At 65.0% G+C, this 24,059-nt stretch carries 23 protein-coding genes and 1 pseudogene; 9 read left to right on the forward strand and 15 right to left on the reverse strand.

The features are described 5' to 3' along the window. Window positions 1-158 precede the first annotated feature (158 nt). Window positions 159-1,340 (reverse strand): IS1249 family transposase, encoded by a 1,182-nt coding sequence (locus BLT81_RS10675; RefSeq protein ID WP_083337269.1) that lies wholly within the window; start codon window positions 1,338-1,340, stop codon window positions 159-161. Window positions 1,341-1,588: 248 nt separating this feature from the next. On the opposite strand from BLT81_RS10675, the gene BLT81_RS10680 reads away from it, so the two are divergent. Both BLT81_RS10680 and BLT81_RS10685 read left to right on the forward strand, forming a co-directional pair. Next, entirely contained in the window at window positions 1,589-1,867 is a 279-nt protein-coding gene (locus tag BLT81_RS10680; RefSeq protein ID WP_019193594.1) for a hypothetical protein, read from the forward strand. Window positions 1,868-1,993: 126 nt separating this feature from the next. Further along, window positions 1,994-3,418: an HNH endonuclease signature motif containing protein gene (locus BLT81_RS10685; protein WP_155860795.1), complete on the forward strand. Its 1,425-nt coding sequence runs from the start codon at window positions 1,994-1,996 to the stop codon at window positions 3,416-3,418. On the opposite strand, the gene BLT81_RS10690 is transcribed toward BLT81_RS10685, so the two are convergent. From BLT81_RS10690 to BLT81_RS10710, 5 genes are read right to left on the reverse strand one after another with little or no spacing between them, the layout of a single operon-like run. Further along, entirely contained in the window at window positions 3,415-4,269 is an 855-nt protein-coding gene (locus tag BLT81_RS10690) for an alpha/beta fold hydrolase (protein WP_019193592.1), read from the reverse strand. The genes BLT81_RS10685 and BLT81_RS10690 overlap by 4 nt on opposite strands. A 37-nt stretch (window positions 4,270-4,306) precedes the next feature. Continuing rightward, the gene (locus BLT81_RS10695; protein ID WP_019193591.1) at window positions 4,307-5,095 is read right to left on the reverse strand and encodes an ABC transporter ATP-binding protein; all 789 of its coding nucleotides are present in this window, start codon (window positions 5,093-5,095) and stop codon (window positions 4,307-4,309) included. A 6-nt stretch (window positions 5,096-5,101) separates the two neighbouring features. Further along, a complete protein-coding gene (locus BLT81_RS10700) occupies window positions 5,102-6,133 on the reverse strand; it encodes a taurine ABC transporter substrate-binding protein (protein ID WP_019193590.1) in 1,032 nt (343 codons plus the stop codon). 6 nt (window positions 6,134-6,139) lie between these two features. After that, window positions 6,140-6,955 carry an ABC transporter permease gene (locus tag BLT81_RS10705; RefSeq protein WP_019193589.1) on the reverse strand — a complete coding sequence of 272 codons (816 nt, stop codon included), beginning with the start codon at window positions 6,953-6,955 and terminating at the stop codon, window positions 6,140-6,142. A 40-nt stretch (window positions 6,956-6,995) separates the two neighbouring features. Further along, window positions 6,996-7,520, reverse strand: coding sequence for a flavin reductase family protein (locus tag BLT81_RS10710; protein WP_019193588.1), 525 nt, complete (start codon window positions 7,518-7,520; stop codon window positions 6,996-6,998). A 217-nt stretch (window positions 7,521-7,737) separates the two neighbouring features. On the opposite strand from BLT81_RS10710, the gene BLT81_RS10715 reads away from it, so the two are divergent. Then, window positions 7,738-8,952 (forward strand): MarR family transcriptional regulator, encoded by a 1,215-nt coding sequence (locus tag BLT81_RS10715; RefSeq protein WP_019193587.1) that lies wholly within the window; start codon window positions 7,738-7,740, stop codon window positions 8,950-8,952. A 22-nt stretch (window positions 8,953-8,974) separates the two neighbouring features. Here the strand turns inward: BLT81_RS10715 and gyrB are convergent, their stop codons facing one another. The 5 genes from gyrB to dnaA all read right to left on the reverse strand — a co-directional run bounded on the left by gyrB (window position 8,975) and on the right by dnaA (window position 16,173). Beyond that, a complete protein-coding gene (gene gyrB, locus BLT81_RS10720) occupies window positions 8,975-11,023 on the reverse strand; it encodes a DNA topoisomerase (ATP-hydrolyzing) subunit B (protein WP_019193586.1) in 2,049 nt (682 codons plus the stop codon). 84 nt (window positions 11,024-11,107) lie between these two features. Beyond that, window positions 11,108-11,710 carry a DciA family protein gene (locus tag BLT81_RS10725; RefSeq protein ID WP_019193585.1) on the reverse strand — a complete coding sequence of 201 codons (603 nt, stop codon included), beginning with the start codon at window positions 11,708-11,710 and terminating at the stop codon, window positions 11,108-11,110. Further along, complete coding sequence (recF, locus tag BLT81_RS10730) at window positions 11,703-12,875, reverse strand: DNA replication/repair protein RecF (protein WP_019193584.1); 1,173 nt, start codon at window positions 12,873-12,875, stop codon at window positions 11,703-11,705. The genes BLT81_RS10725 and recF overlap by 8 nt, the downstream gene beginning before the upstream one ends. A 3-nt stretch (window positions 12,876-12,878) precedes the next feature. Then, complete coding sequence (dnaN, locus tag BLT81_RS10735) at window positions 12,879-14,066, reverse strand: DNA polymerase III subunit beta (protein WP_019193583.1); 1,188 nt, start codon at window positions 14,064-14,066, stop codon at window positions 12,879-12,881. 562 nt (window positions 14,067-14,628) lie between these two features. Then, entirely contained in the window at window positions 14,629-16,173 is a 1,545-nt protein-coding gene (dnaA, locus tag BLT81_RS10740) for a chromosomal replication initiator protein DnaA (protein WP_019193582.1), read from the reverse strand. Between the two features lie 906 nt (window positions 16,174-17,079). On the opposite strand from dnaA, the gene rpmH reads away from it, so the two are divergent. The 4 genes from rpmH to yidC are packed head-to-tail and all read left to right on the forward strand — an operon-like array spanning window position 17,080 to window position 18,921. Further along, the gene (gene rpmH, locus BLT81_RS10745; RefSeq protein ID WP_019193581.1) at window positions 17,080-17,217 is read left to right on the forward strand and encodes a 50S ribosomal protein L34; all 138 of its coding nucleotides are present in this window, start codon (window positions 17,080-17,082) and stop codon (window positions 17,215-17,217) included. A gap of 49 nt (window positions 17,218-17,266) precedes the next feature. Beyond that, a complete protein-coding gene (rnpA, locus tag BLT81_RS10750; protein WP_019193580.1) occupies window positions 17,267-17,632 on the forward strand; it encodes a ribonuclease P protein component in 366 nt (121 codons plus the stop codon). Then, on the forward strand, window positions 17,632-17,928 hold the full coding sequence (gene yidD, locus BLT81_RS10755; protein WP_019193579.1) for a membrane protein insertion efficiency factor YidD: 297 nt from the start codon (window positions 17,632-17,634) through the stop codon (window positions 17,926-17,928). Before rnpA ends, yidD begins: the two co-directional genes overlap by 1 nt. Before the next feature lie 15 nt (window positions 17,929-17,943). Then, complete coding sequence (gene yidC / locus BLT81_RS10760; RefSeq protein ID WP_019193578.1) at window positions 17,944-18,921, forward strand: membrane protein insertase YidC; 978 nt, start codon at window positions 17,944-17,946, stop codon at window positions 18,919-18,921. Window positions 18,922-19,479: 558 nt separating this feature from the next. Here yidC and BLT81_RS10765 read toward each other — a convergent pair. From BLT81_RS10765 to BLT81_RS10775, 3 genes are all read right to left on the reverse strand, one after another. Beyond that, complete coding sequence (locus BLT81_RS10765) at window positions 19,480-19,737, reverse strand: integrase core domain-containing protein (RefSeq protein ID WP_155860793.1); 258 nt, start codon at window positions 19,735-19,737, stop codon at window positions 19,480-19,482. A gap of 98 nt (window positions 19,738-19,835) precedes the next feature. Next, window positions 19,836-20,603, reverse strand: a complete 768-nt coding sequence (locus BLT81_RS10770) for an ATP-binding protein (protein ID WP_019193576.1) — start codon at window positions 20,601-20,603, stop codon at window positions 19,836-19,838. A 5-nt stretch (window positions 20,604-20,608) separates the two neighbouring features. Beyond that, entirely contained in the window at window positions 20,609-21,538 is a 930-nt protein-coding gene (locus BLT81_RS10775; protein ID WP_231908943.1) for a Mu transposase domain-containing protein, read from the reverse strand. A 139-nt stretch (window positions 21,539-21,677) separates the two neighbouring features. Between BLT81_RS10775 and BLT81_RS10780 the strand changes: the two are divergent. Further along, window positions 21,678-23,028 (forward strand): annotated as a pseudogene (locus tag BLT81_RS10780) (IS256 family transposase). 86 nt (window positions 23,029-23,114) lie between these two features. On the opposite strand, the gene BLT81_RS10785 reads toward BLT81_RS10780, so the two are convergent. After that, a complete protein-coding gene (locus BLT81_RS10785; protein ID WP_081582861.1) occupies window positions 23,115-23,426 on the reverse strand; it encodes a transposase in 312 nt (103 codons plus the stop codon). Here BLT81_RS10785 and BLT81_RS10790 point away from each other — a divergent pair. Then, on the forward strand, window positions 23,425-24,000 hold the full coding sequence (locus BLT81_RS10790) for an ATP-binding protein (protein WP_231286574.1): 576 nt from the start codon (window positions 23,425-23,427) through the stop codon (window positions 23,998-24,000). The two genes, BLT81_RS10785 and BLT81_RS10790, sit on opposite strands and share 2 nt — an antisense overlap. The last annotated feature ends 59 nt before the right edge of the window (window positions 24,001-24,059 follow it).

Consider the following 24,059-nt stretch of genomic DNA (forward strand, 5'->3'; position numbering starts at 1 on the left):
GTTACATTTGTTGCCGTTGTGGTTGCAGTGACGAATGTGGCTGAGGAGTTGCCCGGCGCTGCGGCGGAAGAGCCCCAACACGAAGAGGCCCCTGTCACGAGGGGCCTTTTTCGGGTTATACGACAAAATGTGTGTCTGGTGTCGGCGTGTCGCGGGGGCTAGATGTGGCCTTTTTGGATGCCGATTGAGTGGGTGTAGTTGGTGTCGATAGCGTTGTCGTAGAGGGCTGGTCGTCCTGTTTCGTGGTCGGCGTGGTTCTCGTTGTGGGTCAGGGTTGGAACTTTGGCGAGTTGGTCCTGACCCCAGTTGGACTGTCTGGCGATCTCGACTGGGTCGTCAGGCAGTTCTGTTTTCAGGTAAAGCCACCAGTCGAGCATCCGGCGTTGATGCTCACCGGATCTGCCGCGATGGGTGCGGGCAAGCAGTTTCAGCTGGGCGTTGATCCCGCCTTCAAGACTGTTAGTCGTCGGTTTGATCCGCCCGGGGTTGATCACACCAGCGGGTGGGGCGAGGTAGACAAACAACAAGTTGTTGCGCCACAGGTGGTTGAGGCTGTTGTAGGCCTTGCGGGTGCGCTCATGCGTCCACGACCAGGTGCGTTGTTTCGTCAATGGGTCGGTTGTCCACGTTTTCTGGTTCATCCAGTCGCGGTAGACGTTGCCGTATTCGTGGAGCTTGGCACCCCACGCGGCCGCCTCATCAAGATCGGTGATCTTCGTGAGGTTAAGCGCGAGATGGTAGATCGCTCGTCCAGCATCCGTGCGCGGGCGGGAGGTGGTGTAGCGGCGCACCACACGTTGGGCGTGGACAAGGCAGCGTTGGATCTTGGTGTTAGGCCAGCACTTCTTGATCGCGCTGGCCGCGCCTTGTCCACCGTCGATCACGGCGATCAGGGGCGCGGGGATGCGTTCACACAGTTGCTGGTAGTCGCGGGTGGTTTCGTGTGTGCACCAGTGCCAGGCAATGACGTGATCCAAAGTGGCGGCAACTATGAGACATCCGCCGGCGGTGTAGGTGCCGTCAAGAAAGACCTGGTCATAGACTCGGCCTTCGTGCCCGATGGTGGGATCGGGAACATCAACTAGCCAGAAGTGCTCAAACCGGCGTTGCAAGGTGCGTGGGTTGCAGCCTGTTTTGGCAGCGGTGATTTTCAGACTGTCACCCGTGGTGACGTGAGTGATAAAGGCGTTGAAGGCGGCGGCGTTGGTGATATCCGGCCGTCGTTTCGTGACGGAGGCACCGCAGATCTTGCATCGCCACCGAGTGCGGTTCGCGGAGGTTTTCCCATTACGCTTCATTTCGCCGCCGCACACAGCGCAGCGGGGTCGGTTCTTCGGCATTGGGCCACCACACCACCGGCCCCTACCACATCAACCACGCCACACCGGGGATATACGACCACAACAGCGGATATACGCTCTTGGGGCATATACTTCCGGAAATCGCCGAGGTCAGATACCGGAAATCACCAATTCCGGACACACATTTTGACCCTTAACCCCCTTTTTCTGTATGGAGCACCCCGCAACCTTGTAAAATCCTGTAATCTAGATCACGTTCCCCCCCACCACCCACGGAAGGCACTCTCATGAAGCTCAAGAAGGCGCTGGTCGCCGCACTCGCAACCACAACCATCGTTTCCGCGGCCCCCGCCGCCAATGCGCAGATCGTTGCGCCGGAACCCAGCTCTCGCATCCAGATCCCCGGCGACATCGTCGACTTTTTCGACGGTCTGACCCCGATCAACCGTTTCGAGACCGAGCAGGCCCTGAAGATTGGCGCCGCCGCCATCCTCATCAACTCCTCCATCGGCATCATCAGCTCCCTCATCCTCATCCCGCTGCGCCTGGCCGGCTCCTCCCTCTAGCACCCCAGCCCGGGCTGTCCCGGGCCTTTTTTGCAGGCTGCGTTCGAACGTGTGTTCGTATCGATAGGGCGTGTGTCGGGGCGGGGCTTTAGGGTGTGGGGCAGGTTCCAAGAAAGGGGGGTGGCCGTGTCAACGTCACTGTCAACGCCGCTCGGCTCGCTTGTCGACGCCATCACGTCCGCCACCAGCGACCTTTCCGCGATCTTCTCCACCCCCGACGACCTCACCTTCGGCGCGGTGCGCGCCGACATGGAGCGCCTCTACGCCTCACTCGACGCGCTCGCCGCCATCGACGCCGCCTACGCCTACCTCGCCGACCGCGACGGCGCCGGCGAAGTCGTCGGCGCCAACCACGCCACCCAGTACTTCGTCGACGTGCTCGGTCTCTCCCGCGCCGAGGCGCGCAGCCGCATCACGCGAGGCCACGACCTCTACGGCGAGCCCGTCGTGCCCGACATTCCCGCCGACTCCGAACCCACCCCGGAACGCGAACGCGCCCGCGAAAAGCGCCTCGAGCGGGCCCGCCGCGCCCGTGCCGCCGCCCGCTCGCGCGCCGGCGCCGTCAGCGCGGAAAAGCACAAAGTTATCCAGTACGCCCTGCGTGACCTCAACGAACACGCCACCCCCGGGTACGACGAGCTACACGCCGAGGCCCTCGCTCACGCTACGGGGTGCGGGCCGGAAGAGCTGCGCCGCTGGCTGCGCGACAACGTCCGCCGCGCCAACCTGCGCGGCCGCGACTACGACGGAGAGAAAGACCCCCACGCGGCGTGGAAGAAGCGCTCCATCAGCTTCGGGCGCCCCGACGCCGACGGCTTGGGCCGCGTCACCCTCCAGCTCGCCCGCGGGGAGATGGCCCTGCTCAAAGCCCTCATCGAGCCCGGGTACGCGCCCGGCACCAACGTCTCCACCGACCCGGCCGAGGACACCCGCACCCGGGCCCAGCGCGGACACGACCAGCTCGTCGCCATCCTCCACAGCTACGAGCACGGCAAGCAGCAACGCGGCCGGGGCGCGGCCTCCGTCGTCCTCTCCCTCACTGCCGAGGACCTCACCTCCAGCGACCGCGACACCCTCTTTGCCACCAACACCGGCATCGACCTCGACGCCCACGACATCCTCCGGCTGGGCCTGAGCGGCACCGACTTCATCCTCGAACTCGACCCCGTCACGGCCCTGCCCCTGTCGCTGGGGCGCACCCGCCTAGCCTCCGTCGGGCAGAAACTCGCCCTCCTTGCCACCCAAGGCGTCTGCGCCTGGGCAGGCTGCGACCGCCCCGGCATGGAGCTCGAGGGCCACCACATCGTGGCCTGGAAAAACGGCGGCCTCACCGACATCTCCAACCTCGCCGGGCTGTGCCGCGAACACCACCGCTGCGTCAACGACGACAGGGACGGCGCCCGCAACAAGGGCCACGTGGACATCAACCGCACCACGGGCCGGGTCGAACACCACCCGGCCGACGGATCCCCACCCCGCACGAACGAAACCCACGGGTACCGCACCTCAGCGGGCGCACGCATCCGACATCGCGCGGGGCCCGCCGCTTAGGCCAGCTTCTCCTCGTAAAAGCGCACGAACCTGCGCCCCACGACCTCCGGGTCGCGCGCCCACTTGTTGTGCCCCAGGCCCCCGTCGAGCTGCTCCACCGCCAGCTCGGCGGCGGGCGCATGCTGCGCGAGCGCCTCCGCCGAGGCGATCGTGCAGTCCTCGTCGTTGCCAAACCGCGTCAACAGCACCGGGACCTGCACCCCCGACACAGCCGTCGGATAATCCGCCCCGGCGATGTGGCCGATCGAGTTGCTGCGCGACAGCTGCGCCCACTCCCGGACGTGGCGGCCCGCCTGCCGCCCGTAGCCAGCCAGGTCCCACTTCCCCGCCGGCCAGAAGCCCAGGGTGCGCGAGACCCCCGCCATCACCGGCGCCCCCATCCCGATGCGCCGCTTGCTGCGGCCCGTGAAGGACTTCCAGTACGGGCTGCCTGTGCCCACGCCCATCATGCCGACGACGTTCTGCTCCCGCGCCCGCGCGCTGGACAGGTACAACATGCCCACCTGCCCACCCATCGAGTGCGTCAGCAGCGCCACGGGGTGCCCGGCCGATAGGCCCAGCACCTCCTTGGCGGCGCTAATGGTCAGCGGGTAGTCCTCGGTGACCAACGTGTGGTAGCCCCAGGTGCGCGAGCGGGAGGCGCGCGCCGTGCTGGTTCCCTGGCCGCGCAGCTCGCCGATCGCCGAGGGGAAGCCGTTATCGCTCAACCAGCTCGCGATGGGTGTGTAGTAGCGCGCCCCCATGCCGAAACCGGGCCAAATCACGACGAGGGGCTTCTCCGCTCCCGCCGCCGGAAACAGCGAAACGGTGCTGGTCGAACGGTCGGGCAACGTGATGTCGACAGAAACCATGTGTGGAGAGTGTACTCGCCTCTCTGTGATCCCGCTCTCAAACAGATGACGTATTGACGGCCGCCTCACTGATCGCGCCCTTCACCTCGCGGCGCAGCTCGCGGAACTCGGGCAGGTCGCTCACCGCGGCGAGGTCCGGCTCCGCCCCGGCGAGAGAGCCGTAGACGTCGGGCACGTCGTAGACGCCCACGATGCGCCCCGGCTTCGCGGCCATCACCACGACCCGCTGGCCGAGCAGTAGGGCCTCGTCGACCGAGTGGGTGACGAAGACGATGCTGGGCGTACTCGCCGCCCAGATGCCCAGCAGGTCGGCTTGGAGCTGCTCGCGGGTGAACGGGTCGAGCGCGCCGAAAGGCTCATCCATGAGGACCACGCGCGGCGACTGCGCCAACACGCGCGCGATCTGGGCGCGCTGTTGCATGCCGCCGGATAGCTCGTGGGGGAAGCGCTCCCGCGCCTCGCTCAACCCCACCACCTCGGTGAGACGCTCGGCCGCCTTCTCCTGCTCAGGGTCTCCGGTCAGGGAGGCGCCGAAGCGAATGTTGTCCTTCACCCGCAGCCACGGGAATAAGGTCGGCTGCTGGAACACCACCCCGCAATGATTGCCGGGCCCCTTCACCGTGCGGCCCGCCACGGTAATTGTCCCGGTGGTGGGGAGGAGGAAGCCCGCGATGAGGCGCAGCAGCGTCGATTTCCCGCAGCCGGACGGGCCGACGACGCAGACGCGCTCTCCGTCGGCGATGTTGAGGCTGAACTTCTGCAGGCTGGGCACCTGCTCGCCGTCCTCCGTGGTGTAGACGTGAGACACGTGGTCAAGCGTGATCATCGTGGGTTACCTTCCTTCCATGAAAAACACCGCGTCGTAGGCGTCCTCGCTGGACAGCGGCGCGGCGACCTCGCGTTCGCCGGCGAGGAAGGCGGAGGTGCGCTCGAGCGCCTCGGGCACGCCCCGGAGCTGCTCGAGCTGCTCCGCGCCGCCCACAATGTGCAGGCCATCGAGCTGGTACAAGGTCTCTTCGACGCTGAGCTGCGCCTCGTTGGCGTTGCCCTGCGCAAACTCTTCTGGGTCGTCGCGTCGCACCTGCGCCGCCCAGTCCTGCAGGTCGAGCCACGTCTGCACAAGCTCCGTGTTCTCCTCAACCCAGCCGCGGGCTGCGAGCGTGAAGTTGTACGTCGGCGCTCCCGCCTCCGCGACGTCGGTGCTGGTGAGCACGATGTGGCCCGACTCGGCGAGGAAGGCCCGGACGGGATCCCACACATAGGCGGCGTCGATCTCGTCCGACTGCCACGCCGCCGGCAGCGCGTCCGGGGAGAGGTTGACCAGCTCGACGTCCTGCGTGGGGTCCATTCCGGCCGAGCGCAGGGCGTTGAGCAGGCTGTAGTGCGCCGTGGAGGAGTACGGCACGGCGATCCTGCCGCCGCGCAGGTCCGTGATGGTGTCTACCGAATCGTCCTTGGCCACGAGCGCCTCGGTGTCCCCGATGACGGCGCTGACGCGCGGGATAACCACGTCGAGGCTGAGCGGCTCGCTCAGGGCCTTCGCGGAGGGCGTGGATCCCAAAAAGCCGAGGTCGATGGAGTCGGAGGCCAGCCCTTGCACGACGTCCTGGCCGGTGGGGAAACGGATCCAGCGCAGGTCGGCGTTGGGCATACACGCCTCCGCCAGCCCCCGGTCGCGGACGTAGAGCTCAGTGCCCAGAATGACCTGGTAGCCGAGCCGGACCTCGCCCGCCGCCTCGGTAGGCTCGACGGGACATTCGGCGTTCGTGCGCTGCTCGTACTCGCTGGCCGGAGTGCCCACGCACCCGGTGAGGAGCACACCCGCGGACGCGAGAAGCGCCGCGGTGAGAGATCTCGCGTTCATCGGCAGTTATCCCTTTCCGCGCCAGGGGGCCCAGCGCCGCTCGGCCCAGAGGAAATGCTGATCCATACCCACGGCCACGACGCCGATCACGATGATGGAGGCGATGGTCAGCGAGGTGTTCAGCTGCGTACCGGAGATGAACGCCAAGGCGCCGATCCCCGGGATGCCGTCGTTGAGCTCCGCGGCGATGATCGCCGACCACGCCATGCCGTTCGCGAGCCTCATGCCGCTTAAGATCTCGGGCAACGCCCCGGGGATGGTCACGCGTTGGAGTACCTGCGCGCGATTCGCCCCCATCGATTGGGCGGCGCGCACCCAATCGTGGCGCACGCCGATGACGCCGGAGGTGGTGGCGACGGTGATGGCGGGGAACGTGGCGAGGAACAGGAGGATGACCTTCGAGGTGTCTCCGATGCCGAACCACACGATGAGCAGGCCGATGTAGCCCAGCGGGGGCAGCGCGCGCATGAAGCTGACGTAGGGTTCGACGATCGCGCGGAGCACGCGGTGCGACGCTAGGAGCCAGCCAAGCGCCACGCCGACGATGATGCCCGCGCCGAAGCCGACCGCCACGCGCTGGATGGTGGCGAGCAGGTGCTGCCACAGGAAATAGCCCTGCACGCCGCACGTACGGCGCGCACTGCCATCGCCCTGCTCGCGGCAGATGTTCGTTTCCACGAGTTGCCTGCCCACGTCGACCGGGGAGGGCAGTATCACCGGGTTGATGTGCGAAAAGTGGGTGATGGCCCACCAGACGGCGATGAGCGCGACGAGCACAGAAAACTGCACGCCGCGGAGACGCCACCGGTTATCCGCCAGCATTCGTACTCCTCAGAGGTGATACTTCAGTAGGGGCCGCGGCCTAGATCGTCGTTGTCACCGCGGAGCGGTGGAACACGAGAGGGCGGTGGCTCTCGCCGTCGTCGGTGGTGGTCGTGTGCGCGCGCTCGATCTGCGCGATGGCGAGGATGTGGTCGCCCACATCGATTTCCTCGACGAGCCGGGCGGTGGCGTTGAACGCGGCGCCGGGCAGGAGGATGGCGCTGCCGTCGGTCTCGAACTCGAGCCCGTTGAAGCGCTCGGCGGAGGGGCGGGAGAAGTTCGCGACGGCCTCGCGGTTGGCCTCCGAGAGGATGCTCAGGCCGATCAGCGGGGCGCGGCGCAGCAGCGGCCACGTGGTGGAGGTCTTTTGGATACTCACACTCACCAGCGCCGGCTCCAGGCTGTGGCCGACGAAGCTACCGATGATCATGCCGGCCGGGTGGCCGTCGACAAGTGCTCCCGCGGTGGTCAGCGGGGTCGGGGCGAGCGCGAGCGCGGCGCGCAGGGCCCGGGTGTCCGCGAGGTCGACTGCGGTCCGCGTCGGGGCTGGGGTGCTGGTGGTCATGGGGTCTCCTTCAGAGCGGTTTCTGTGCGGTGTCACTGCGTGGCCTGTGTCGTTCGCATCCTCGGTGCGAGGCATGATCGCGAGTAAACCACACGGTCTATTTTTGCCCCATAGTTCCAACCACGATGGATAAAACTAAGGTCAACGGGCGTGCCTCGGTACACGCGAGACGCGGCCCTAAATAGACCGCTTTGTCTTTATCCCGTATCATCAGCGTATGGCTGTACCCCCCACCACCCAGGCGACGCCCCGGCCGGTCCACTTCCGGCTGCCCTCGGATATCGCCGGACGCTGCCTCCAACAGGTCCGCGTCCACCCGGGGATTACCCGCCGCGAGCTGCAAGACGACCTCGGCCTGACGCAAGCCACGACCTCGCGGCTGATCACCCGGCTGGAAAAGGCCGGCCTGATCCGCCTCGGATCGTCGCAGGACACCGGGCCCGGCCGCCCGAGCGCGGGACTCTACGTCGATGGCGAGGAGCTCCTCGCGGTGGGCGCCCACGTGGGCAAGCGCGACACCCGCATCGTTCTCACCGACCTGCAGGGCCGGGTGCTAGCGCAGGACCGGCTCGCCCTCGACGTGAGCACGGCTCGCGCCGACGACGCGCTCGAAACCGTCGCGTGGCGCATGGCGCACCTCGCGCAGCAGGCCCCCGTCCCCATCCAGAACGCGGGCGTGGCGTTTTCCGCCGACGTCCACGACGACGGCACCATCACCAGCCCCACGTACGGATGGGACAACGTTCCCGCGCTCACACTTACCCGCGCGGCGCTCGGCCGTGTCGCGGCGACCTCGAACTTCGCCCCCGACGTGGACGTGGAGGTGTGCACGGGCGTCTCCGCGATGGCCGCCTTCGAGCTCGCCCACATGGACCTACGAGACCTCGAGAGCGCGGCGCTCACGCGCTCGGCGCTCTACGTGTACGCGCGCGAGGTGGTGAGCTACGCGTGGATCGTGCACGGCGGCATCCACCGCCCCCGCCTGGGCCACCAAAACCCCCTGCTGTCGCGCTTCATGCGCGACTCGCCTCTCTCCGCTGCCTCCGCGCACGATGGCACCGACCCGCTGAGCGTGTCGGCCCTGCTCGCGTGCGCGGCCGACTACGGCTACCGCGCGTCGAGCCTCCCCGAGCTCGTGCGCGCGGCGCGTCGCGACGCCCGCCTCGCCGCCCTGCTCGACCACCGGGCGGACATCCTCGGCGGCGTCGTCGACGTCGCGGTGCAAGTGATCGACCCCGCGGCGGTGGTCTTCGCCGGCGAGACCTTCTCGGCGGACCCGCAGCGCACGCGGCGCATCGCCGGGCACGTGCAGTCCGCCCCAGGCAGCGACTACGCCCTGAAGGCCTACCCGGCGAACATCGACGTCATCGTCGAGGCGGCGAAGATGATCGCGCTGCACGCACCATGGCAGCAGCCGCTGGGCGCCCTCTGAGCGCCCCTCTGCGAGCCCAGCGTTAGACGTCGAGGAAACGGACGTCCTTCGCCTTGCGTGTGATGAAGGAGCGGCGCGCCGCGACGTCGTCGCCCATGAGCACGGAGAAGAGCTCGTCGGCGCGCTGCGCGTCCTCGAGGTCGACGCGGCGCAGGATGCGGTGCTCCGGGTCTAGGGTTGTCTCCCACAGCTCGCTGGCGTTCATCTCGCCGAGGCCCTTGTAGCGCTGGATGCCGTCGTCGGTGTTGATCTTGCGCCCGGCCTCGAGTCCGGCGGCGAGCTCGTCGTCGCGCTCGGCGTCGGAGAAGGCGTACCCCGGCTCGCCCTTGGCCCACTTGAGCTTGTACAACGGCGGGTTAGCCAGGTACACGTGCCCGTTTTCGATGAGCTCCGGCATGAAACGGAACAGCAGGGTGAGCAGCAGGGTGGCGATGTGCTGGCCGTCGACGTCGGCGTCGGCCATGAGCACGATCTTGTGGTAGCGCAGCTTGCTCAGGTCGAACTCGTCGTGGATGCCGGTGCCGAGGGCGGTGATGATGGCCTGGACCTCGGCGTTCTTCAGCACCCTGTCCATGCGGGCCTTTTCCACGTTGAGGATCTTGCCGCGCAGCGGAAGGATCGCCTGGTACATGGAGTCGCGGCCCTGCTTCGCGGAGCCGCCCGCGGAGTCGCCCTCCACGATGAACAGCTCGGAGTTCTTCGGGTCCTTGGAGCGGCAGTCGGCGAGCTTGCCGGGCAGCCCGCCCATGTCGCCGGCGGACTTGCGGCGCACGAGGTCGCGGGCCTTGCGCGCGGCCTGGCGGGCCTGGGAGGAGGCGACGGCCTTGTTGATGATGGCCTTCGCCTCGGCCGGGTTGGCGTCGAACCAGTCGGACAGGTGCTCGCCCACGGCGCGCTGGACGAAGCCCTTGATCTCCGTGTTCCCCAGCTTGGTCTTCGTCTGGCCCTCGAACTGCGGGTCGGTCACGCGCACGGAAACGATCGCGGAGATGCCCTCGCGGCAGTCGTCGCCGGTGAGGTTCGCGTCTTTCTCCTTGAGCAGCTTGTGCTCGCGGGCGTAGCGGTTCATCAGGGTCGTCAGGGCCGCGCGGAAACCCTCCTCGTGGCTGCCGCCCTCGTGGGTGTTAATGGTGTTGGCAAAGGTGTGCACGGACTCTGTGAAGCCGGCGTTCCATTGCATCGCCACCTCGGCCTCGTGCTCCGCGGCCTTCGCCTCGAAGCCGATGATGGTGGGGTGGATGGCGTTCTTGGCGCGGTTGAGGTACTCGACGTAATCGATGAGGCCGTTCGGGTAGTGGTAGGTGACCTTCTTCTCGCGCTTCTTCTTCGTCGCCGGGGCGCCGTCCGTTCCCGCAACCACGTCGTCGTCGAAGGAATCGCCCTCGACCAGCGCGGCGCTCTCGCCCTCCTCGACGATCGCCTCGATCTCAAGCTCCTCGTCGGAGGCACGTTCGTCCTTGAGCGTGATGGTCAGGCCCTTGTTCAAGAAGGCCATCTCCTGCAGGCGGCGGGCGATGGTGTCGTAATCGAACTCGACGGTTTCGAAGATCTCCGCGTCGGGCCAGAAGCGGATCGTGGTGCCGGTGCCGCGGGCGTTGCCGCCCTCCTCCAGTTCGTCGGGGATGGCGTTGGTGAAACGCTGGTACCAGTGCTTGCCGCCGCGCTTGATGTCCGCCTCGACGCGGGTCGACAGCGCGTTGACCACGGAGATACCCACGCCGTGGAGGCCGCCGGACACCGCGTAGGACTCGGAGTCGAACTTGCCGCCAGCGTGCAGCTGGGTCATGACCACCTGGACGGTCGGGGCGCCGGAGGGGTGCATCTCGACGGGAATGCCGCGGCCGTTGTCGACGACCTCCACTCCGCCGTCGGCAAGCAGCGTGACGTCGACGCGGTCCGCGTAGCCGGCCATCGCCTCGTCGACTGAGTTGTCGACGACCTCCCACACCAAGTGGTGCAGGCCGCGCGTACCGGTGGAACCGATGTACATACCGGGGCGCTTGCGCACGGCCTCGAGTCCCTCGAGAATGGTGATCGATGACGCGTCATAGTGCGGTTCGTTGGTAGCCACGTTTGATGGACTCTCCTATTGCGCTATCGGGTCTTTAACCCGTCCTATCTTACACCGTGTGATCCCACCCACGGCACGCGCAACTTACCCGTACGTGTCGCGCGGCCCGCGGCCCTTGACGTGCAGCGGCCCGTAGCGCCAGCTCTTCGTTTTCGGCGGGTAGACGTGCAGTTTGGTCACCACCCCGGGGCCAACCTTGCGCGCGATCTCCGCGAGCACCGTACCCTGCATGTACTTCAACTGCGTCGCCCAGGCAGTTTGGTCGCAGGAGACGAAGACCTCGCCGTCCTTGACCATCTCCACCGTGGTGTGCTGGGCGATCTTCTCTCCCACGAGGCCCTCCCAGTTGCCCATGACCCAGCCGTAGGCGATGTTGTGGGTCCAGTCGCGGTCGCGGATCTCCTTGCTCACCAGCGCGCCGAACCCCTGCACCCGCGTGCTGCGCCCCAGCGGGCGCCCGTCGAGGCCCGTCGGCCGGCCCCTACCCCGCCACGGCGTGGGCCCCGCCTGCTCCAGGTTCAGCCCCGGCACCGTGACCTCCGGGGTCCCAGGAACCGCCACGCCCCGCGGGGCGCTGCGGCGGGGAATGACGCTCGCGCCCTGGCGCCGCAGGTCGGGCAGCTTCACCCCGCGCCGCCGGGCGGTCAAGCGCAGGGTGTCGAAGGTGTCTTTGACCAGGTCACTCAATGCGCGACACCCCCTCCTCCATGACCACGCTGTAGCGCCCGCTCACCACGTCGTGGAGGTTGCCAGGCAGGTCGTCGCCCACCGCGGCGGTGATGAGCACCTGCTCGGCGCCCTCGGCGACGTGGACCAGACGCTGCCGGCGCGCGGCGTCGAGCTCGGCGAAGACGTCGTCGAGGATGAGCACCGGCTCGGACCCCTCGGCCGCGAGCAGCGAATACTCGGCCAGGTGGAGAGCGAGCGCGAGCGACCAGGTTTCGCCGTGGCTGGCGTAGCCCTTTGCGGGCTGCTCGCCGAGCAGAAGTACCAGGTCGTCGCGGTGGGGGCCGACGAGGGTGGTGCCGCGCTCGATCTCCTCGGCGCGCCTGCGGCCGAGCTCGGTGAGCATGGCGGCCCCGATGACCTCCGGGTCGCGGGTGCCCTCCCCGAGCAGGGTGCGCACCGCGTCGTCGACCGTGGAGCGGTAGTGCGCCGCGGCGGGGCGCGACTCGGGGGCGACGGCGGCGTAGGACTCGGTGATGGGCGCGGCGAGGTCGTCGAGAAGCGAGAGCCTGCCCGCGATGACCTGCGCCCCGGCGTGCGCGAGCTGGGCATCCCACGCGTCGAGGGTGCTCAGCGCGGCGGCGCCGGCCGGGTCGTCGTAGCCGCGCCGCAGGTTGAGGGCCGAGCTGCGCAGCAGGGCGTTGCGCTGGCGCAGGATCTTGTCGTAGTCCGCCTTCACCCCGCCGAGGCGCGGCGTGCGCAGGGCGGCGAGGTCGTCGAGGAAGCGGCGCCGCTCCGCGGGCTCGCCGACCACAAGGCGCAGGTCCTCCGGGGAAAAAAGCACCGTCCGCAGCACGCCGAGCACCTCGCGGGGGGACTTTAAGCGGGTGCGGTTGATCTGCGCCTGGTTGCCACCCGACTCCTTGATGAGCAGGTGCGTGGTCAGCTCGCGGCCCTCGTTAACCGTGGTCACGGACACGCGCGCGTTGGCGGCGCCCGCGCGGATGAGCGGGCCGTCGGCGGAGACGCGATGGCTTTTGAGCACGGAGCTGTAGTACACCGCCTCAACGACGTTGGTCTTGCCGTGGCCGTTGCGCCCCGACAGGACGGTCACCCCCGGCGAAAGCTCGAGCGAAAGCTCCGGCCAGGAACGAAAGTCCCGCAGGTCGAGTTCGCGGATGTACACGGCTTAGCCCGGCAGGCGCACCGGCATGAGCAGGTAGGTGAACTCCGTCTGCGGGGTGGCAAACGTGCCGTCGGCCCCGGGGGCGGGCAGTTCGTCGGATGCCGGGATCATGATCGCGGGGCGGGAGGCTTCGGTGAAGCCGAAGACCACGTCGTCGGTGGGGATGACCGCGAGACCGTCCTTGAGGTAACCGGAGTTGAAGGCGATGAGCAGGCCCTCGGCACCCTCGAACTCCGCCTCGACCGTTTCCGTGGCCTCGCCGGAATCAGCGCCGGAGGCGAACAGGGTGACTTCGCCCGAGCGGAACTGCATGCGGATCTGTGCGTTGCGGTCGGCGACAAGGCTGACGCGGCGGATGGCCTCGACCAGGGGCGCGATGGCCACGCGCGCCATGGAGGTGTGGGACTTCGGCAGGAGCGGCTGGACGTTCGGGAAGTCGGCGTCGAGCATGCGGGTCGTGGTTTCGCGGTTGCTCGAGTGCAGGCCGAAGAGCCCGTCTCCGCCGATGTTCTCGGTGTCGCCGACGGCGATCTCGACGGGGGTGTCGATGTGCGTGTCCAGGGTGCGCGCGTTGTCCAGCAGCGTCTTCGCGGGCACGAGCAGCTTCGCCTGGACGGACTCGGCGACCGGCTCCCACGAAATGGTGCGCAGCGCCAGGCGGAAGCGGTCGGTGGCGGTGAGCTGCATGGTGGAGCCGGTGACCTCGAGGTGGATGCCGGTGAGCATGGGCAGGGTGTCGTCGCGCCCGGCGGCGGAGGCGACCTGGGTGACGGCGCCGACGAAGTCCGCGGGAGACAGCGTGCCCGTCACCTCGGGCAGGGTGGGCAGCTGCGGGTAGTCGTCAAGCGGCATGAGCGGCAGCTCGAAGCGCGCGGATCCGCCCTGGAGCAGCAGCTTCGATCCGTCGGAGGAGACCTCGACGGGCTTGGCGGGCATGTTGCCCACGATGTCCGCGAGGAGCTTGCCCGCGACGGCGACGCGGCCCGGCTCGCCCACCTCGGCGCCGATGCGCACGCGGGAGGACACCTCGTAGTCGAAACCGGCGAACTCCAGGCCGTCGTCGTCGACGGTGATGACGACGGCGCGGAGGATCGGTTGCGTGTTCTTCGTTGGCAAGCTTCGTGCGACCCAGGCTACGGCGTCGGAGAGGTCTTCCTTGTGAACGCGAAATGACACGCGGTTGTCGTCCATAGCGGCGAGCGGCTCCTTGCACGTTGGCCCGCGCCCGAAAGCAGCGGACAGAATGACGGAATTTCACTCCACCTTAGGCGCAGCGCCCACCCGTGTCATTTACCGGGGTCGCGGATTTCGCTTGCTTGTCGATGTCCCGAGCGGCGTGACTCACAGGTCCTCTTTCCCTCGGGAGAATGACAAAAGTGAGGAGTCGGTAACAGCAATAAGTCCTGTGCATTCTGTGGATGAACCAGGGTTTGGTGTGGTCGCGCCGGAAAAACGGGGTGTGCCGTCCGGTGTGGATAACCTGTGGATAAACCGGGGCCGATGTGGATAACTTTCCAGGCGTCGCGTCCTTCCACAGCGCGTGGGGGCTTGTCCACTGGGCTTTCACACGAACCCGCGAGTTATCCACACCCACGCTGCGTCGTGGTCTGGGTCAGAGTGTGCGTGAAATCATGGAATCACATCGGTGGAATTACACAGCTGTGCACAAACCTGTGGAGAAGGCTCTGCGCGTACGAAAAAACCGCGGGCGCTGCCGAAACAGCGCTCGCGGCGAGGGAGAAGAGAAGCCGGGTTACAGCATCCGGGCCCTGTTCTTGATCATCTGGGTCAGCTCTTGGATCTCGTCGTAGGTCCCGCGGTTTTCCGTCATTTCCTTGCGGATCTTTCGGTCGGCGTACATGACGGTCGTGTGGTCCTTGCCGCCGAATTCGTCGCCGATCCTCGGTAGGGAGAGCTCGGTGAGCTCGCGGCACAGGTACATCGCCAGCTGGCGGGCGTGGGCAACCTGCCGGGTCTTGCCCGCGCCGGTGATCTGCTCGAGGGTGACGCCGAAGTACTCGGCGGCGGCGTCCTTGATGGCGGCGGCGGTGATGTTGATGTCGTTTTCGTCCGGCAGGATGTCGCGCAGCGCGACCTGGGCCACCTCGAGCGTGATGGGCTCTTCAATGAGTGAGGAGTAGGCGGAGACCCTGATCAGCGCGCCCTCGAGCTCGCGGATGGAGGACTGGAACTGGCTGGCGATGAGCTCGAGCACCGCGTGGTCGACATGGGTGCCGTCGGCCGCCGCCTTCTTCATCAGGATGGCGATGCGCGTTTCCAGGTCGGGCGGCTGCACGTCGGTGATGAGCCCGCCTTCGAAGCGGGTGCGCAGCCGGTCTTCCAGGGTGGTCAGCTGCTTCGGGGGCCGGTCCGAGGACAGGATGATCTGCTTGTTGGCCTGGTGGAGGGCGTTAAAGGTGTGGAAGAACTCTTCCTGGGTGCCCTCCTTGCCCTCGAGGAACTGGATGTCGTCGACCATGAGGATGTCGAGGTTGCGGTAGCGCCGTTTGAAGGATTCCTGCCGGTCGTCGCGCACGGAGTTGATGTAGTCGTTGGTGAACTCCTCGGAGGAGACGTATTTGATCCTTAAGCCCGGCTGGAGCACGTGCGCGTAGTTGCCGGCGGCGTGCAGCAGGTGGGTCTTGCCCAGCCCGGAGCCGCCCCAGATGAATAGGGGGTTGTAGGCGCGGGCGGGGTTTTCGGACACGGCCACGGCGGCGCCGTTGGCGAAGCGGTTCGAGGAGCCGATGACGAAGTTCTCGAAGGTGTATTTCGGGTTGAGCGAGGTCTCGCGGTCCGGGTCGTGCGCCGGCTTCTCGCGGGGAATGCGCTGGGCTGGTGCCGACGGCTGCGAGGCGGCCTGCTGCTGAGAGTGCATGCGGGCGAGCTCGTCGAGGCCCATGGGGATCTGCTCTCCCGGCTGGTGGGGGCGCTCGGTGCGAAAGGACTCGGACGTCGTCGGGTACCACTCCTGCCCCGCGGGCTCGGGTTCCGGCGCAGGTGGCGCGGGCGGCGCGGGCTGGTGGACGGAGACGGCGAGGCTGCACGGGGTGCCCAGGTGGCGCGTGAGCAGCGCAACGATGTGGGGGGCCAGGTTGTCCTCGATGACGGACTTGGCTGCGGCGTGCGGGGTGGACAGGATGGCGTAGCCGTCGACAAGCATGACGGGGCGCACCAGCTGGAGGTAGGCGCGCTCCTGTGGCGTGAGGGTCGGAATCGCTGAGCTCGGGCGCTCCGACAGAGTCAGCAGTTCTGCGACGATGTCGCGCCACAGCGCTTCGATGGGTTGTTCCGCCACGTTATTGGTCCTCGTCCTTCCTTCTTGCGCGCCGCGCGAGCATAACTCCGCGGGGCGCGATGAAACGGCACGGGTGTCATTCGCCCGCGATTCACCGTTTCATCCACACGTTCAGCGCCACCGGCGGTGGCTTCTACCTGTAGTTCCACAACTTTATCCACAGGTGTGGAGTACGCGACTTTGGCCCGTTCTCCACAACCGACGCACACGCCTGTGAATAACTCTCGCCGATTAATTATGCGCCTTTACCTGCATAAACATGTAACCTTTGCTGCCGGTCTGAACCATTCGTTGAGAGTTACCCACACGACTGTGGGTCGTTTCGGTGTGAAGTTGTGGTGATTCATCATTGGTACCCCGTCGACCGTGCGCGTGTCCACGCGTTCTCTCGCCGCGTGCCTGTGGATAACTCCGCGGCGTGCGCGTCGCGCCGGCGAGCCGCAGCATGCGTCGGCGTGTTGGCAATTCGCCAGCTCATAACCACAGTTGTGTAATTACGGGGGGAGCCCCGTTACCCCCGTGTCCTCGCGGTGTGTCGATTTGTCCGCAGGCCCGGAACTCACGTAACCTGATGGGGTCTGTCACATCGAGCAGCGAGGCAGCCGGGTACATGACCCCGCCCCCCACGCTGCGCCGGTGTGCGTGAGAGCAACACCCGCGCGGTGCACCGGGCCGCCCTAGGGCGAGTCAGCGCAGGAGTTGCACGCGTGGAGCACCGCCGACCCCTCGGGAAACGCCCCGGGAACGGTCACGGAGCGCCCGCAGCTCGCACGAAGTTTTCATACCGGGACGGTCTCTACCCCGGGAGGTCGCACGCGCACGAGCGCGTCGCCGCTGGCCGTCGCACAGTGCCACCGGGCCTTGCCCCGACGGCGCTGGGCAAACAGCACAGTACAAGGAGTCTCCATGTCGAAGCGGACTTACCAGCCGAACAACCGTCGCCGCGCCCGCAAGCACGGCTTCCGCACCCGTATGCGCACCCGCGCCGGCCGCGCCATCGTCTCCGCGCGCCGCCGCAAGGGCCGCGCGAAGCTCACCGCGTAGTTGCGTAGTTCGTATCCACGCGGCAGCGACAACGACGGGCCACCCGATCGTGCTTCCCACGCACCACAAGCTCACCTCCTCCGCGGACTTTCGCCGCGCGATGAGGAAAGGCACGCGCGCGGGGTCGGCGACGCTCGTGGTCCACGTCACAGCCCGGACCGACCTCGCCATCACAGGCGGGCCTCGGTTCGGGCTGATCGTGTCCAAGCAGGTGGGCAACGCGGTGACGCGGCACGCGGTGTCGCGCAAGCTGCGTCATGTGTGCCGCGGGGACGTCGACATGCTTGAGCGGGCCCACGACGTCGTGGTGCGGGTGCTGCCTGCCGCCGCGACCGCGACGAGCGGGGAGCTGGCGCGCGACTACCGCTCGGCGTTGGCGCGGGCCCTGAAGAAACAATCCACCAAGAAACCGTAATGGCCTATTACAACGTCCTCGGCCAAGAAATCCCCGCCGCCCCCGGGCCGGCGGCGCGACTGCTGGTGAGGGCGGTGCGCCTTTACCAAAAATACGTCTCACCCCTTAAGATGGCAGGGACGTGTCGCTTCATGCCTGTGTGCAGCGCTTACGCGCTCGAAGCAGTGTCGCGCCACGGGGCGGTGAAGGGAAGCCTCCTCGCCGTCGGGCGCGTCTGCAAGTGCGGGCCCTGGCATCCGGGCGGCTTCGACCTCGTCCCTGTCCCGGGCAGCGCGACCCCACCCGTTACCGACTAGGAGCAACGACGCCAAGTGCTGAACTTCGTATATTGGCCGATCTCAGCAGTGCTGTGGTTCTGGCACAAAATCTTCGGATTCATCTTCTCGCCCGATTCCGGCATCTCGTGGATCCTGGCCATCGTCTTCCTGACCTTCACCATCCGCGTCCTGCTGGTCAAGCCGATGGTGAACCAGATGCGCACGATGCGGCGGATGCAGGAGATGCAGCCACGCATGCAGGAGATCCGCGCCAAGTACAAAAACGACCAGCAGAAGATGGCGCAGGAGACCCAGAAGCTCTACAAAGAGATGGGCGCGAACCCGCTCGCCTCCTGCATCGTGCCGATCGTCCAGTTCCCCGTCTTCCTCGGCCTTTTGCATGTCCTTCGGTCCTTTAACCGCACCGGCACCGGGCTCGGGTCGTTGGGCATGAGCGTCGAGGAAAACCGCAACACGGCGAACTACGTCTTCTCCCCGGAAGACGTCCGCTCCTTTCTTGACGCCGATTTCTTCGGTGTGCCGCTGTCGGCCTACATGGCCATGCCGGAAAGCGCTTTCGCCGCCTTCACCGGCTTGGACTTCACCCGCGTCAACATCATCGCGGTGTGCTTGCCGCTGGTGATTATGTCCGCCGTGTTCACCCACCTCAACGCCCGCCTCTCCGTCACCCGCCAGAACGAGCGTCGTGCCTCGGGCAAGATCAGCGCCCCGACCGGCGATAACGCGCAGATGATGGAAACCCAGATGCAGATGATGAACAAGATGACGCTGTGGATCTTCCCGGTCATGATCCTCGCCTCCGGCTTCATGTGGCACATCGGCCTGCTGATGTACATGCTGGCCAACAACGTCTGGACCTTCTTCCAAACCCGCATCGTCTTTGACAAGATGGGCAAGGAGGAGGCCGCCGAGGAGGAGGCCAGGCGCGAGGCAAAGCGAGCCTCCGCGCCGCAGGTGGCCGCGCGCCGCGTGGACAAGCGCAGCAAGCGACAACGCCGAAAAGGTTCTTAACTCGGTATCGTTGCGTTCTAAACCGTATGACTGCTAGATCGTATTATAGGACAATTTTTCTGAGGTTAATGGAGGATAAATACTCTGAATGGCACCTACAGCTGCCTTCGAAGTACGCTCTCAAGCTAGGTCAGCGTGTTGTTGAATTGGTAGAGTGTGTCCTCGCTGAATCGGACGCCTCAGGTGCTGCGATTGCCTGAGTCGGTGGCGAGATAGAGGTCAGCTAAGTAACACACCGCGTTATGTGTACGAAGCCCAAGGCAGTCGGGAGTGTAAACCCCAGCTGAGTCGATGCACGCTGCGGTACGAAACCGTAGGGTGCTGGCCGGGCACAGGAAAGCGAAACGGGGCATTGAAATATTCGGAGAGGAAGTCGTCTTTCTAGCAGCGGAACCTGAGGATCATCGAAGCAGCTCTTTGCTTTACCGGCCGCGGCAGCCGTGACAAGTTCCGAGCCAGGCCGATTGCTTGCGAGCAAGGTATAACCACTCCGAGAGCCGTCACCCAGCGTCATTTATGTCAAGCCCCGAGTTTTGTAGAGGGTCCTATTGTTGTCGATTAGGCCGCTTGGGTGTTCGCGGCGGTGTATTCCTGATGGGCCTGGCGGGGCGGGCGGTATCCCAGCGCCGAGTGCAAGCGGCGGTTGTTGTACCAGCCGACCCATGTCGAGGTCGCGACGAGAACATCTCGCAGTGCCGGCCAGGTCCTTCGGTCGATGAGTTCAGCTTTGAATACGGAGTTCAGCGCTTCTGCCATTGCGTTGTCGTAGGAGTCTCCCCGCGAGCCAACCGAGGCGATAACCTGCGACTGAGCCAAGGTTGTTCAGAAGACCGAAATGGTAGCGGTGTGGTGAGTATCTGGTAGCGCCTGAGTGGGTACCCGGTAGCGGTATCTCACTCAGGCGTTGCCGGTTGTTATGCGTTGGTGGTCAGGCGCATGTTTGGTCCTTCGAGTGTGATGATTTCGGCGCCGGAGACGAGTCGGTTGAGGATTGACTCGGAGATCACGGCGTCGGGGATGGACTTGTACCACTCGTGTGGGGTGAACTGTGAGGTCACAATGGTTGAGACTTTGCGTTCCCGCCCGGCGAGGATATTGAGTAGTTGGTGCGCGGTCGCGGCGTCAACAGGTGTGGTGAGAAAGTCATCCAGGACCAGGACGTCGACGTCGTGGAGTTGCTGGATGAACTTCAGCCGTGTGGGGTTATCGGGTTGGAGGACTGCCAGTTCGGCGGCGAGCATGTCGGTGCGGTAGAACCGTGCGGAGTAGTCGTTGCGGCATGCGGCGGTGATGAGTGCTTGGGCGAGGTAGGTTTTACCAACTGAGGATTTGCCCAGGATGACGATGTTTTGGCCCAGGTGGCACCATTGTCCGTGAGCGAGTCTGCTGACTTGCTCGGGGTTGATGTTGCGGTCAGGCGTGCACACCACGTTTTCAAGGCAAGCATCATGGTTTGGCGATCGGGATGCTTTAAGCAGTTTGCTGATGCGTCGTTCACGCCTGGCTGCGACTTCTTTATCGAGTGCGTAGAGCACCTTTTGGGAAAACGTCCACGTGTCGAAGGCGGGATCGTTGGCGATATCGATGACGCTTCTGCCGAAGGCAGTCATCCGCAGTGCGGTGAAGTCGGCCAGGACGGATTCGTCAAGGAAGCGATCTGTTGGCGGGGTTGGTGAGGACATGGGTTTTAGTTTCCTTTCTTAGCGAGGTTGTCCATGCTGAACTGGTCTGCACCGCCAAGGAACGCGCCGGTGGTGTCCCGGTCAGCGGCTACAGGTCGGGCGGGTTGGTTGGTTGTGGTGCTGCGCGGGGGCTGGTCAAACCCGCGTGGTCGGGTTGCGTGTTCCTTGCGGACAGCGGCCATCATGTTTTTGACTGCGGTATATGACACTGCCCGTCGGCTGCCGTCGTTGGCTATCAGGCGTTGGCATGCTTCTTCCAGGATTGGTTTGTTGGCATGTTTGCCCATTGACAGCACGTTTCGGCAGGACTGGTATGCCTGGGCCGGGATGGCTTTCGCCGTGATGAGTTCTTCGATGACCTTGCGTGTTGCCGGGCCAACTTTGCTGGCTTCGCGATAAAAGTAGTCGCTTGTCCACAGTCCACGGGTGGAGTCCATTCCAGATGGAATGTGCTCGTAGTCAGTGACATAGGCCCCACGCTTATGTGAAACCCGGTGGGTTGCCACGGTTGCCCCTTGGTCAAAGACGGTCAACATCTGGCCGGTGATGCGCACATCGACAGTGCGGCCAACAAGCTGGTGCGGAACGGAGTAACGCACTGTTGCAACCGTGACATGGAAATCCGGGGCCACTTTTGCCCGTTTCCACTCGGTGTGTTGCCACGGGGTTGCCGGCAGATCCGCAAGCAGATGCTGTTCGTGCTCTTCAAAGAGATCCCTCCGGCTTGACTGCTGGCTGCGAAACGGCACGGACGTGTTGATTGCGTCGACGAAGCCCACAATCTTTTCGTTGAGCTCGTCAAGGTCAACACACTGGTGGCCATTAAGCGCGTGGATGACTTTGTGTGTGACGATCTTTACCGCAGCTTCCACATTTGCTTTATCCTTCGGACGACGCGCGCGTGTGGGAAGTGCTGCTGTGTTGTAGTGCTCCAAGAACTGCTGGTAGGTGTCGTTGACCTTCCGATTCCTATCGGCAGTGCTGATCGCATTCGACGCCGTCGACGCGTTATCTGGGAGAGGGTGTCAGGTGTTTTGTGTGTGAGGCTCTGATCCAGAAGGAGTTTCACTGATAATGACTACTGTGTCACCGAAGAAAGGCCATGACCCGAGCAGGGTCAATGAGATCAGCGCGAAGCTGATGGAAAACCCGGAAATCGCCGCACTGATCGGCGAGCTATCAACCTCCGTCGACGATGCCAGCGACCTGGTCAAAGGTCTTCTGCAAGCCTCGATCAACGCAGGTCTGCAGGCGGAGATGGACGCCCATTTGGGGTACGGGCACTCAGATCGCGCGGCGAAAGCCCAGGTAAGCCCCTCAAACGGTGGCAATCACCGCAACGGGTCGTACACCAAAACTGTGGGCACCGGCTACGGCCCGGTGGATATCACAGTGCCTCGGGATAGAGCGGGCACGTTTCACCCGGTCATGGTGCCGAAAGGGGCACGCCGGCTGACAGAGCTCGATGACATGATCGTCTCGCTCTACGCCGGCGGAATGACGGTACGCGATATCCAGCACCACCTGGCATCGACCCTGGGGGTGGACATCAGCCCGGATACCATCAGTACCATCACCGATGCGGTCCTCGATGAGGTGATGGTGTGGCAAAACCGTCAGCTCGACGAGTTCTACCCGGTCATTTTCCTTAGACGCGCTGCGGGTGAAAATCCGCGACGGTCACCGGGTGGTCAATAAATCCTGCTACATGGCTGTTGGCATCGACATCGACGGGACCAAACACATCCTGGGACTATGGATCGCCGACAACGAGGGTGCCGCATTCTGGGCATCCGTGTGCGCGGACCTGGCGAACCGTGGAGTCAATGATGTGTTCATCGTCTGCTGCGACGGGCTCAAAGGCCTGCCTGAGGCCGTGGAAGCGACCTGGCCGAACTCGATGGTACAAACCTGCATCGTGCACCTGATCCGGGCCGCCAACAGGTGGGTGTCCTATAAGGACCGCAAATCTGTATCCAGCGCATTGCGGCAGGTCTACACCGCACCGAATCAGGACGCCGCTTGCGCCGCCCTCGATGCCTTCGAAGCCTCGGAACTGGGGCGGAAGTACCCCCAGTCGGTGAAAGTCTGGCGCGACGCGTGGGAGAGGTTTATACCGTTTCTGCAGTTCCCGCCTGCAGCTCGCCGGGTGCTCTACACCACCAATGCCATCGAGTCGCTTAACGCTGAGCTGCGGAAAGCGACCCGCAACCGTGGCCAATTCCCCACGGATGCTGCGGCGTTGAAGACGCTGTGGTTGATGGTCTGCAACATCGAGGACAAACGCGCCGCCCAACGCGCGAAAAAAGCGAAGCGGGCAATCGACTGCAACGGCTATATTGAAGGGGCGAAAACCTCAGGGTGGAAACAAGCCATCAACCAACTATCCGTGGCCTACCCAGACCGGTTCGCCAACTACTTGTAAACCAAGCCCCCGCACACAAACAAACGGACACTCTCTAATCGGCTCGACCCCGAATTCCTCCCGGTTGTCGTCGATGAACCGGACGACTACCTGTGTGGGCGCTCGCACTCCGCCGCGAAAAAAGCCGACGCTCTTTTCACAATCTCGTTAGCGCGCTTCGCTTCAATCAGTTCAGCTCGCAGTCTGCGGTTTTTTGCTGCAAGATCCACCGATTCAGCCGGGGTTGCCGCGCCGGATTGTTTATGAGCGCGGACCCAGCCGCGCAGAGTTTCCTTGCTCATTCCGAGCTCGACAGCGATGCGGGATATCGCACCACGAGACGTGTCAGGGTCAGCTTGCGCGTGCAGCACCAGTTCGATGGCACGCTGCCTCAACTCAGGCGTGTACTTCGAGGGCATGTGTAGGGCTCCTTTTCCAAATTCCTACCCTCCATTAAACCCGGGGCGAACCACTTGTATCGAAGACATCACTTACACGCCCGGCCGCACCATCAACAAAGAGCAAATCACCCGACTCGCTCACTGCCGATGGTGCCAAAGCGCACAAAACATTGTCATCCTGGGCAAATCCTCCGTCGGCAAGACCTACCTCGCCCAAGCACTGCTCGCCGCGGCGTGCCGAAACGACTACTCCGCACGCTTCTTCCGCACCGACACGCTCTCCAACCACCTCGCCGTGCTCAAACACGACGACCCAGCCCGCATCACATTCCTCGAAGACCTCCACCACACAGACGTGTTAGTCCTCGACGACTTCCTGACCACCCCAATCGATGCCGCTACCGCACACCAACTGCAAAACATCCTCGCAGAGCGCGAACCCCGTGGATCCACCATCGTGACATCCCAGTTCACACCCGACGAGTGGTACAAATCCATCCCGGATGCCGTCATCGCCGAATCCATCCTCAACCGACTCGTCGCCGGCGCCGAAATCATCACACTCGACGGCACCAACATGCGACTGGCCTAATAACCCCACCGAAACCCCAAAACGCCCGGGTGTTACTCGATACTCACCCGGGCGTTACC

Origin of the sequence: Corynebacterium timonense (assembly GCF_900105305.1) — a bacterium.
Taxonomy (GTDB): Bacteria; Actinomycetota; Actinomycetes; order Mycobacteriales; family Mycobacteriaceae; genus Corynebacterium; species Corynebacterium timonense.